Consider the following 9975-nt stretch of genomic DNA (forward strand, 5'->3'; position numbering starts at 1 on the left):
GGTGATCTCGATCTTCGCGGTCAGCTCGCCGCGGGCGAGCAGGCGGATGCCGTCGCCGCGACGGCCCACCACGCCGCTGTCCAGCAGGATCGCCGGCGTGATCGGCTTGCCGGCGTCGATCTTGCCGGCGTCGATCGCCTGCTGCAGCCGCCCCAGGTTGACCGGTGCATAGGTCTTGCCGAACGGCGGCTTGAAGCCGCGCTTCGGCAGACGGCGATAGATCGGCGTCTGACCGCCTTCGAACGCCTTCAGCGCCACGCCGGTGCGCGAGGTCTGTCCCTTCACGCCGCGGCCGGCGGTCTTGCCCGTGCCCGACCCGATGCCGCGCCCGACCCGCTTCCGCGCCTTCGTCGCGCCGTCGCGATCGGCAATCTCATTGAGCCGCATTGTGCTACTCCCTCATGGCCGGGGCTGCCGCCGGGGCGACCTGGCCCGCGCCAAAAACGCTTCAGTCCTGGTCCAGGACCTGGACCAGATGCTGGACCTTGTTGATCATCCCGCGCACCGCAGGCGTGTCTTCCAGTTCGCGCACGCGGTTGATCTTCGCAAGACCGAGACCGCGCAGGGTCTCCTGCTGGTCCTTCGGCCGCTTCACGCCGCTGCGGATCTGCTTCACCTTGATCGTCTTGCCGCTCGCCTGAGCCATCTCTCACTCGTCCCTATCTTGCCGGAAGACGCGGCTGCGTCCGGCGCCCAGGAAGCCGGCCCACCGGGCGGCCCCCGCGTCGGACGCCCGCCCGATCCGGCCGGATCAGGCGCCGCCGGCCTGCGCGGCGTCGCCCTCGTCGTCACCGCCCTCGGCACGGCCCTCGCCCTCCGGCCGGCGGCCGAAGATCTCGCTGACCTTCTTGCCGCGGCGCTGGGCCACGGCCCGCGGGGCAACAAGGTTGCTCAGCCCGTCGAAGGTGGCCTTGATCATGTTGTAGGGGTTGGACGAACCGATCGACTTGGCGACCACGTCGCCGACACCGAGCGTCTCGAACACCGCGCGCATCGGCCCGCCGGCAATGATGCCGGTACCGGCCGGCGCGGCACGCAGCACCACCTTGCCGGCGCCGTGACGGCCCTCGACGTCGTGGTGCAGGGTCCGGCCCTCGCGCAGCGGCACGCGGATCATCGTCCGCTTCGCCTGGTCGGTCGCCTTGCGGATCGCCTCAGGCACCTCGCGGGCCTTGCCGGAGCCGAAGCCCACCCGCCCCTTCTGATCGCCCACCACGACCAGGGCGGCGAAGCCGAAACGCCGGCCGCCTTTCACCACCTTCGCGACGCGGTTGATGCTGACCAGCTTGTCGACCAGCTCGCCGTCGCCACGTTCCCCGGTTTCGGGACGCATCATCTGTCCGATTCCCTCGACTGATTCCGTTTACGCCGCCGCCTCAGAACGACAGGCCGCCCTCGCGGGCGCCGTCGGCCAGGGCCTTGATGCGGCCGTGATACACATAAGAGCCGCGGTCGAAGACCACCCTGTCGACACCCGCTGCGGTCGCGCGGCTGGCCAGCAGCTTGCCGACCGCCTCCGCCGCCGCCTTGTCGGCACCCGTCTTCAGGCTGCCGCGCAATTCCTTGTCCAGGGTCGACGCCGCGGCGACCGTCCGGCCGGCCTCATCGTCGATCACCTGCGCATAGATATGCTGCGAGGAGCGGAACACGGACAGCCGGAGCCGCCCGGCGGAACCGCGCCGCAGCTTCGCACGGACGCGCTGCTTGCGGCGCTCGCGCAGGTCCATGCCTTTCGTGCCGTTTACACCCTTGCCCATCGTTCCATTCTCCTCGCGCGGCGGATCCCGCCCGGTGCTCCCGGGCCAGCCGCCCCGGCGCCCGGCCGTCCGGCCGGCGCGTGCTACTTCTTCTTGCCTTCCTTGCGCAGGATCTGCTCGCCTGCGTACTTGATGCCCTTGCCCTTGTAGGGCTCCGGCCGGCGCCAGGCGCGGATCTCCGCGGCGACCTGTCCCACCTGCTGGCGGTCATAGCCGCTGATGGTGATCACGGTCTGCCGGTCGACGGCGATCTGGATCCCCTGCGGGATCGGGTACTTCACCTCGTGGCTGTAGCCAAGCTGCAGCACGAGTTCGCTGCCCTGGACCGCGGCGCGATAGCCGACGCCGACCAGCTCCATGGTGATGGTGAAGCCCTCGGACACGCCGACGACCATGTTGCTGACCAGGGTGCGCTGCATGCCCCACATGGTCCTCGACCGGCGATTGCCCTCGACCGGCCGGACGCGCAGGAGATTGTCCTCCTGCTGCACGGTGACCTCGTCCATCAGGGTCATCGCCAGCTCGCCCTTCGGGCCCTTCACCTTGATGTCCTGGCCCGCCAGGGTGACCTGCACCCCGGACGGAACCGCCACCGGCATCCTGCCAATACGGGACATCGTTCAACTCCTCTTCCCTTGCCGGCGCAGGTCCTGCGCCGGCCTTCGGTCGCGCCGCGCCGCCCCGTCCCGGGGCCGCGCGGCAGCGGCCTCAGTAGACCTGGAACAGCACCTCGCCGCCGACCCGCTCGGCCCGCGCTTCGTTGTCCGACATCACGCCCTTCGGCGTGGAAAGGACCGAGATGCCAAGGCCGTTGCGCACGCGCGCCAGGTCGTCGATGCCGGAATAGACCCGGCGCCCGGGACGCGACACGCGCTTGATCGTCTCGATGACGGGCGCGCCGTTGTGGTACTTCAACTCGATGGAGATGTCGGCCTTGCTGCCGTCCTCCACCTTCTCGAAGGCGCGGATATAACCCTCCCGCTGCAGCGCCGCCAGGGCGCTCATGCGCAGGGTCGAGAAGGGCGCCGTCACCACGGCCTTCTTGGCGCGCTGACCGTTGCGGATGCGGGTCAGCAGGTCGCCGAGCGGATCACTGAGACTCATGACCTTCTCCTCACCAGCTCGACTTGACCATGCCGGGGATCTTGCCTTCGGAGGCGAGGTCCCGCAGCGCGATACGCGAGAGCATGAACTTGCGGTAGACGGCCTTGCTGCGGCCGCTGACCTGGCAGCGGTTCTTGATCCGGGTCTTCGAGGCATTGCGCGGAATCTGCGCCAGCTTGAGATGCGCCTCGAAGCGCTCCTCCGGATCCAGGCTCTCGTCGCGGGTGATCGCCTTCAGCCGCGCCCGCCGGGCCGCGTACTGCTTGGCCATCTTCTGCCGCTTCTTGTTCCGCTCGATAATGCTCGTCTTGGCCATCGTTTCTGTCTTTCTGCCCGTTTCGGCGTGCCGTGGCGCCGCGATCAGTTCGCGAAGGGCATGCGGAAACCGGCCAGGAGGGCCTTCGCCTCCGCGTCGGTCTTCGCGGTGGTGCAGATGATCACGTCCATGCCCCGGATCTCGCCGACCTTGTCGTAGTTGATCTCGGGGAAGACGATCTGCTCCTTGATGCCCATGGCATAATTGCCCCGGCCGTCGAACGCCTTGCCGTTCACGCCGCGGAAGTCGCGGACCCGCGGCAGGGCGATGTTGATCAGCCGGTCCAGGAACTCGTACATCCGGTCGCGGCGCAGGGTCACCTTGCAGCCAACCGGCTGGCCTTCGCGCAGCTTGAAGCCGGCGATCGACTTCTTCGCCTTGGTGATCACCGGCTTCTGGCCGGCGATCAGCGCCATTTCCTCGACCGCCGCCTGGATCTTCTTCGAATCCTGGGAAGCCTCGCCGACCCCCATGTTGATCACGATCTTGTCCAGGCGGGGCACTTCCATCCTGTTCGTGTAGCTGAACTTCTGCTGCAGCTCCTCGCGAAGCTGCGCATCGTAGAGCTGCTTGAGACGCGGCTTGTCCGACATGGTCCTATCCTCTTGCCGCCCTTAGCGGTCAATCACTTCGCCGGAGCGCTTCGCGAACCGCACCTTGCGGCCATCCTCCAGGAACCTGAAGCCGACCCGGGTCGGCTTGCCGCCGTCGGGGTCGCTCAGCGCCAGGTTGGAGATGTGGATCGGCGCCTCCTTGTCGATGATGCCGCCCTGCTGCAGCCGGTCCGGCCGCTGGTGGCGCTTCACCATGTTGACGCCGGACACAAGCGCCCGGTTTTCCTTCGGCATGACCTTCAAAACCTCGCCGGTCTTGCCGCGGTCGCGACCGGCGGTCACCACCACCCGGTCGCCCTTCTTTATCTTCAGCTTTACGGCCATCTCAGTTCATCCCGCTCAGATCACTTCCGGCGCCAGCGAGACGATCTTCATGTGCGCCTTGGCGCGCAGCTCGCGCGTCACCGGGCCGAAGATACGCGTGCCGATCGGCTCGTTCTGCTTGTTGATCAGAACCGCCGCGTTCCGGTCGAAGCGGATCGCGGTGCCGTCCGGCCGCCGGATCTCCTTCGCCGTCCGGACGATCACCGCCCGATGCACGTCGCCCTTCTTCACCCGGCCGCGCGGAATCGCCTCTTTCACCGACACCACGATGATGTCGCCGACGCCGGCGAACTTCCGCTTGGAGCCGCCCAGCACCTTGATGCACTGGACACGGCGTGCGCCGGAATTGTCCGCCACGTCCAGATTGGTTTCCGCCTGAATCATCGCGTCTCGTTCCTACTCCAGGAGCCCGTCCGTCACGCGCCCGCGCCCGGCGCGTCGCCGGACGCCTCGGCGGCCGCGCCCTCGGCGGCCTCCGGCGTGAGCACGACCCAACGCTTCAGCTTCGAGATCGGCCTGCTCTCCTGGATGCGCACCCAGTCGCCGGTCTTGCACTGATTGTCTTCGTCGTGGGCGTGATACTTCTTCGACCGGCGGATGAACTTCTTGTAGAGCGGGTGCATCAGCCGCCGCTCCACGCTCACCACCACGGTCTTGTCGCCTTTGTCGCTGACGACGGTGCCCTGCAAAATGCGCCGCGGCATTGCCTCTCTCCTTGGCTCGCGATCAGGCCTGCGCGGTGCGCGCGTGCAGCACGGTCTTGACCCGTGCAATGTCGCGCCGCACCTCGCGTACCCGCGCGGTGTTTTCCAGCTGCCCGGTCGCCTTCTGGAAGCGCAGGTTGAACTGCTCCTTCCGCAGCGCCTCGAGCGACGTCTTCAGCTCGTCGACGGTCTTTCCCGTCAGGTCCACGGCCTTCATGACCTACTCCCCGATGCGGGCCACGACCCGCGTCTTGATCGGCAGCTTCGCCGCGCCCAGCTCGAAGGCCTCGCGGGCGATCGCCTCGGGCACGCCGTCGATCTCGAACATGATCCGGCCCGGCTTCACCCGGCAGGCCCAGTATTCGGGCGAGCCCTTGCCCTTGCCCATCCGCACCTCGGCCGGCTTCGAGGAGACCGGCACATCCGGGAAGATGCGGATCCACACCTTGCCCGCACGCTTCATGTGGCGGGTGATGGCACGACGGGTCGCCTCGATCTGGCGCGCCGTCACGCGGCCCGGCTCCATCGCCTTCAGGCCATGGCTGCCGAAATTCAGATCGGTGCCGCCCTTGGCCTTGCCGTGGATGCGGCCCTTATGGGCCTTCCGGTACTTCGTCCTGCGCGGTTGCAACATCGCCCGCTACTCCAGTCTCTCTCTTACGCGTCCCAATGCCGGCCGTCAGCGCCCGCCCAAATCACCGGCCACCCTGGGAGGCCTGCTCGTTCAGCCGCTTGTCCTGCGCCATCGGGTCGTGCGCCATGATCTCGCCCTTGAACACCCAGACCTTCACGCCGCAGGTGCCATAGGCGGTCTTCGCCGTCGCCTCGCCATAGTCGATGTCGGCGCGCAGGGTGTGCAGCGGCACCCGCCCCTCGCGGTACCATTCCGTCCGCGCGATCTCCGCGCCGCCCAGCCGGCCGCCGCAGTTGATCCGGATGCCCTGGGCACCCAGGCGCATCGCCGACTGCACCGCGCGCTTCATGGCGCGGCGGAAGGCGACCCGGCGCTCCAGCTGCTGGGCGATGTTTTCGGCCACCAGCTTGGCATCGATCTCCGGCTTGCGGATCTCGACGATGTTCAGGCTGACCTCGGACCCGGTCATCTTGGCCAGTTCGCCGCGCAGCTTCTCGATGTCGGCGCCCTTCTTGCCGATCACCACGCCGGGACGGGCGGAATGGATCGTGATCCGCGCCTTCTTCGCCGGCCGCTCGATGACGATGCGGCTGACGCCGGCCTGCGCCAGCTTCTTTTCCAGGAAGCGGCGGATCGCCAGGTCCTCGTGCAGCTGGCCGGCGAAATCCTTCTTGTTCGCGTACCAGCGGCTGTCCCAGGTGCGGTTGATGCCGAGGCGAAGGCCGATCGGCGAGACTTTCTGACCCATTATGCGTCCTCCTCGGCCTCTTCGACCTCGCGCACGACGACCCGCAGGTTGCTGAACGGCTTCTGGATCGGCGCAGCGCGACCGCGCGCCCGCGCCCGGAAGCGCTTCATCACCAGGGCCTTGCCGACGCTTGCCTCGCTCACCACCAGGCGGTCGACGTCGAGCGACTGGTTGTTCTCCGCATTGGCGATCGCCGCCTGCAGAACCTTGCGGACATCCACCGCCGCCGACCGCTTGGAGAAGGCGAGCTGCGTCAGCGCCCGCTCCGCCGGCATGCCGCGGATCAGCTCCGCCACCAGGTTCAGCTTGCGCGGGCTGCAGCGGATCATCCGCCCGACCGCGATCGCCTCGTTCTCGGGCAGCGCCCGTTCACGTGCCTGCTTGCCCATCTCAGCCTCTCCGCGACTTCTTGTCGGCGGCGTGACCCTGATAGGTCCGCGTCGGCGAGAATTCGCCCAGCTTGTGGCCCACCATGTCCTCGGTGACCAGAACCGGCACGAACTTCTTGCCGTTGTAGACGCCGAACGTCAGACCGACGAACTGCGGCATGATCGTGGACCTGCGCGACCAGGTCTTGATCACGTCCTTGCGGCCGGAATCCTGGGCCGTCTCCGCCTTCTTCAGAAGGTAGGAGTCCACAAACGGCCCTTTCCAAACTGAACGTGCCATCAGGGCACTCCTTAACTGTTCCTGCCTGCCGCCTTACTTGCCCTTGCCCGAGGGCCGGCGGCGGATGATGTACTTCTGGGTCGCCTTGTTCTGCCGCGTCCGCTTGCCCTTGGTGGGCTTGCCCCACGGGGTGACCGGGTGACGGCCGCCGGAGGTGCGGCCTTCGCCGCCGCCATGCGGATGGTCCACCGGGTTCATCACCACGCCGCGGACATGCGGCCGCTTGCCCATCCAGCGGGAGCGACCGGCCTTCGCCAGCTTCTTGTTCTGGTTGTCCGGGTTGGACACCGCGCCGACCGTCGCCATGCATTCCGAGCGGACGATGCGCTGCTCGCCCGACGACAGGCGCAGCTGCGCATAGCCGCGGTCCTTGCCGATCAGCTGCACATAATTGCCCGCGGAGCGGCCCATCTGGCCGCCCTTGCCCGGCTTCATCTCCACATTGTGGACGACGGTGCCGACCGGGATGTTCTTCAGCGGCATGGCGTTGCCGGGCTTGATGTCGACCTTCTCGCCCGAGATCACCGTGTCGCCCGGCTGCAGCCGCTGCGGCGCCAGGATATAGGCCTGCTCGCCATCCTCGTAGACGATCAGCGCGATGAACGCGGTACGGTTGGGGTCATATTCCAGCCGCTCCACCTTCGCCGGCACGTCGAACTTGCGACGCTTGAAGTCCACCAGGCGATAGCGCTGCTTGTGCCCGCCGCCGCGGAACCGCACCGTGGTGCGGCCCAGATTGTTGCGCCCGCCCTTGGAGGTCTTGCCTTCGGTCAGCGCCTTGACCGGGTTGCCCTTCCAGAGCCCGGCACGGGACACCGTGACGAGGCCGCGGCGGCCCGGGGTGACCGGATTGTGCTGTTTGAGAGCCATCGCCTCAGATTCCCGTCGTCACGTCGATCGAATCGCCTTCGGCCAGGGTCACGATCGCCTTCTTGAAGTCCGACCGGCGGCCCGGGATGCCCCGGAAGCGCTTGGTCTTGCCCTTCACGCGGATCGTGTTGACCGCGGTCACCTTGACCTTGAACAGGTTCTCCACCGCGGTCTTGATCTGCGGCTTCGAAGCGTCCAGCGGCACGCGGAACGCCACCTGGTTGTATTCGCTGATCCGGGTGGCCTTCTCGGTGATCACCGGGCCCAGGATCGTGCTGTAGTCGCGCTCAGTGGTCATCGGTTGATCTCCGCCGTCAGCCGCGCCTGCAGCGCGTCGACCGCCGCCTTGGTCAGCACCAGCTGCCGCCGCCGCAGGATGTCGTAGACATTGGCACCCTGGCTCGGCAGCACGTCGATGCCGGGGATGTTCCGCGCGGCCCGCGCGAAATTCCCGTCGACCTCGGCGCCGTCGATGATCAGCGCATTGCTCCAGCCCAGCGTCTTCAGCTTGCGCGCCAGCTCGCCGGTCTTGGCCTCCGCCATCGCAGCACTGTCGAGCACCACCAGCTCGCCGGCCTGGGCCTTTGCCGACAGCGCGCATTTCAGCGCCAGCCGCCGCACCTTCTTGGGCAGGTCGTGGGCATGGCTGCGCACCACCGGCCCGTGGGCCTTGCCGCCGCCGCGGAACTGCGGCGCGCGATCGTCACCGTGCCGCGCGCGGCCGGTGCCCTTCTGCTTGAACATCTTGCGGGTCGAGCCCGACACCTCGCCATAGGTCTTCGCCTTGTGGGTGCCGGCCTGGCGCTTCGCAAGCTGCCAGCGAACCATGCGCTGCAGGATGTCGCTGCGCGGCGCGACCCCGTAGATCGCGTCGTCGAGCTCGATCGTGCCCTGCTGCTGGTTGTCCAGCGAGGTTACCGTCGCCTCCATGGCGTCAGTCCTTATTCTCTGTCTGCTCGGCCGCGGGCTCGGCCTCTGCCGTCTCCGCTGCCGCGACCGCTGCCGGCGCCGCATCCGCCATGTCCGGCTTGCGGAACGCCGCCGGATAGGGGACGCCGTCAGGCAGCGTGTGCTTCACCGCGTCGCGGATCAGCACCCAGCCGCCATCGGCGCCCGGCACGCTGCCGCGCACCAGGATCAGGCCGCGGTCGCTGTCGGTGCGGACCACTTCCAGGTTCTGCTGGGTGCGCCGCTTGGCGCCCATATGGCCGGCCATCTTCTTGCCCTTGAAGACGCGGCCGGGATCCTGGTTCTGACCGGTCGAGCCATGGCTGCGATGGCTGATCGACACGCCGTGGCTGGCCCGCAGGCCGCCGAAGCCGTGGCGCTTCATCGCGCCGGCAAAGCCCTTGCCGATCGAGGTGCCGGTGACGTCGACATGCTGGCCGGCGACGAAATGGTCGACCGTGATCTCGACGCCGACCTCGAGCAGGGCGTCCTCCGCCACGCGGAACTCCACCAGCTTCTGCTTCGGCTCCACCTGCGCTGTCGCATAATGGCCGCGCAGCGCCTTGGTCACCCGGCTGGCCTTGGCCGCACCGGCACCCAGCTGGACCGCGAAATAGCCGTCGCGCTCCTTGGTCCGTGTCGCCACGACCTGGCACTGGTCAACCTTGAGAACGGTGACGGGGATGTGTGTGCCATCCTCCCCGAACAACCGCGTCATGCCCATCTTCCGGGCGACGATGCCTGTACGCATCGGGTCCACCCCTCAGAGCTTGATTTCGACGTCCACGCCGGCGGCCAGATCGAGCTTCATCAGCGCGTCGACCGTCTGCGGGGTCGGATCAACAATGTCCAACAGACGCTTGTGCGTCCGAATCTCGAATTGCTCGCGCGACTTCTTGTCGATGTGCGGCGAGCGCAGCACGGTGTACCGCTCGATCTTGGTCGGCAGCGGGATCGGGCCCCGCACCTGTGCGCCGGTCCGCTTGGCGGTGTTCACGATCTCGCTGGTCGACTGGTCGAGCACGCGATGATCGAACGCCTTGAGCCGGATGCGGATATTCTGGCTGTCCATCTCTCGTCACTTCCCGCCAAATTGGCGCTCTCGGCCGGGTTTCGCGCCGGCGCTGTCCGGGTCGCACGGGGCGGCGATCCGCCGCCCCGGCCCCGTTGTCTGTGCCGGGCGATCGGCCCGCTGCGGTCCGCCGCCTACTCGGTAATGGAGGAGACGACGCCGGCGCCGACGGTACGGCCGCCCTCGCGGATCGCGAAGCGCAGGCCCTCGTCCAT

The 9975-nt window shown here is 67.8% G+C and carries 22 protein-coding genes; all 22 read right to left on the minus strand.

Features of this window, described 5'->3' with window-relative positions; translation table 11 throughout:
* Positions 1-387: 50S ribosomal protein L15 (gene rplO / locus ACFOGJ_RS10440; RefSeq protein WP_379899990.1), on the minus strand; the 387-nt coding region annotated here is incomplete at its 3' end.
* Between the two features lie 61 nt (positions 388-448).
* Complete coding sequence (gene rpmD / locus ACFOGJ_RS10445; protein ID WP_379899991.1) at positions 449-646, minus strand: 50S ribosomal protein L30; 198 nt, start codon at positions 644-646, stop codon at positions 449-451.
* 105 nt (positions 647-751) lie between these two features.
* Positions 752-1336, minus strand: a complete 585-nt coding sequence (rpsE, locus tag ACFOGJ_RS10450; RefSeq protein ID WP_379899992.1) for a 30S ribosomal protein S5 — start codon at positions 1334-1336, stop codon at positions 752-754.
* A gap of 40 nt (positions 1337-1376) precedes the next feature.
* Positions 1377-1757, minus strand: coding sequence for a 50S ribosomal protein L18 (rplR, locus tag ACFOGJ_RS10455; protein ID WP_449288584.1), 381 nt, complete (start codon positions 1755-1757; stop codon positions 1377-1379).
* 83 nt (positions 1758-1840) lie between these two features.
* Complete coding sequence (rplF, locus tag ACFOGJ_RS10460; protein ID WP_379899994.1) at positions 1841-2374, minus strand: 50S ribosomal protein L6; 534 nt, start codon at positions 2372-2374, stop codon at positions 1841-1843.
* Between the two features lie 91 nt (positions 2375-2465).
* The gene (gene rpsH, locus ACFOGJ_RS10465; RefSeq protein WP_379899996.1) at positions 2466-2861 is read right to left on the minus strand and encodes a 30S ribosomal protein S8; all 396 of its coding nucleotides are present in this window, start codon (positions 2859-2861) and stop codon (positions 2466-2468) included.
* A gap of 10 nt (positions 2862-2871) precedes the next feature.
* Positions 2872-3177: a 30S ribosomal protein S14 gene (rpsN, locus tag ACFOGJ_RS10470; RefSeq protein ID WP_379899998.1), complete on the minus strand. Its 306-nt coding sequence runs from the start codon at positions 3175-3177 to the stop codon at positions 2872-2874.
* A gap of 44 nt (positions 3178-3221) precedes the next feature.
* On the minus strand, positions 3222-3770 hold the full coding sequence (gene rplE / locus ACFOGJ_RS10475; protein ID WP_379900001.1) for a 50S ribosomal protein L5: 549 nt from the start codon (positions 3768-3770) through the stop codon (positions 3222-3224).
* A 21-nt stretch (positions 3771-3791) separates the two neighbouring features.
* A complete protein-coding gene (rplX, locus tag ACFOGJ_RS10480; protein WP_379900003.1) occupies positions 3792-4115 on the minus strand; it encodes a 50S ribosomal protein L24 in 324 nt (107 codons plus the stop codon).
* Positions 4116-4130: 15 nt separating this feature from the next.
* Positions 4131-4499 (minus strand): 50S ribosomal protein L14, encoded by a 369-nt coding sequence (gene rplN / locus ACFOGJ_RS10485; RefSeq protein ID WP_379900005.1) that lies wholly within the window; start codon positions 4497-4499, stop codon positions 4131-4133.
* A 32-nt stretch (positions 4500-4531) separates the two neighbouring features.
* Entirely contained in the window at positions 4532-4819 is a 288-nt protein-coding gene (rpsQ, locus tag ACFOGJ_RS10490; RefSeq protein WP_379900007.1) for a 30S ribosomal protein S17, read from the minus strand.
* A 22-nt stretch (positions 4820-4841) separates the two neighbouring features.
* Positions 4842-5036 (minus strand): 50S ribosomal protein L29, encoded by a 195-nt coding sequence (rpmC, locus tag ACFOGJ_RS10495; RefSeq protein WP_379900009.1) that lies wholly within the window; start codon positions 5034-5036, stop codon positions 4842-4844.
* A 3-nt stretch (positions 5037-5039) separates the two neighbouring features.
* Positions 5040-5453 (minus strand): 50S ribosomal protein L16, encoded by a 414-nt coding sequence (rplP, locus tag ACFOGJ_RS10500; protein ID WP_379900011.1) that lies wholly within the window; start codon positions 5451-5453, stop codon positions 5040-5042.
* Positions 5454-5514: 61 nt separating this feature from the next.
* Positions 5515-6201: a 30S ribosomal protein S3 gene (gene rpsC, locus ACFOGJ_RS10505; RefSeq protein WP_379900013.1), complete on the minus strand. Its 687-nt coding sequence runs from the start codon at positions 6199-6201 to the stop codon at positions 5515-5517.
* Positions 6201-6590, minus strand: a complete 390-nt coding sequence (gene rplV, locus ACFOGJ_RS10510; protein WP_379900015.1) for a 50S ribosomal protein L22 — start codon at positions 6588-6590, stop codon at positions 6201-6203. Before rplV ends, rpsC begins: the two co-directional genes overlap by 1 nt.
* 1 nt (position 6591) lies before the next feature.
* Positions 6592-6870: a 30S ribosomal protein S19 gene (gene rpsS / locus ACFOGJ_RS10515; protein ID WP_379900017.1), complete on the minus strand. Its 279-nt coding sequence runs from the start codon at positions 6868-6870 to the stop codon at positions 6592-6594.
* Positions 6871-6903: 33 nt separating this feature from the next.
* Positions 6904-7740 (minus strand): 50S ribosomal protein L2, encoded by an 837-nt coding sequence (gene rplB, locus ACFOGJ_RS10520; RefSeq protein ID WP_379900019.1) that lies wholly within the window; start codon positions 7738-7740, stop codon positions 6904-6906.
* Between the two features lie 4 nt (positions 7741-7744).
* Positions 7745-8038, minus strand: a complete 294-nt coding sequence (locus tag ACFOGJ_RS10525; RefSeq protein ID WP_379900021.1) for a 50S ribosomal protein L23 — start codon at positions 8036-8038, stop codon at positions 7745-7747.
* Positions 8035-8670, minus strand: a complete 636-nt coding sequence (rplD, locus tag ACFOGJ_RS10530; RefSeq protein ID WP_379900023.1) for a 50S ribosomal protein L4 — start codon at positions 8668-8670, stop codon at positions 8035-8037. Before rplD ends, ACFOGJ_RS10525 begins: the two co-directional genes overlap by 4 nt.
* Before the next feature lie 4 nt (positions 8671-8674).
* Positions 8675-9439, minus strand: coding sequence for a 50S ribosomal protein L3 (gene rplC, locus ACFOGJ_RS10535; protein WP_379900025.1), 765 nt, complete (start codon positions 9437-9439; stop codon positions 8675-8677).
* A gap of 12 nt (positions 9440-9451) precedes the next feature.
* Complete coding sequence (rpsJ, locus tag ACFOGJ_RS10540; protein ID WP_379900028.1) at positions 9452-9760, minus strand: 30S ribosomal protein S10; 309 nt, start codon at positions 9758-9760, stop codon at positions 9452-9454.
* 134 nt (positions 9761-9894) lie between these two features.
* Positions 9895-9975, minus strand: an 81-nt coding sequence (locus tag ACFOGJ_RS10545; RefSeq protein ID WP_379897821.1) for an EF-Tu C-terminal domain-related protein, incomplete at its 5' end; no start/stop codon positions are given.

It is taken from the genome of Marinibaculum pumilum (assembly GCF_042646425.1).
Taxonomy (GTDB): Bacteria; Pseudomonadota; Alphaproteobacteria; order Ferrovibrionales; family Ferrovibrionaceae; genus Marinibaculum; species Marinibaculum pumilum.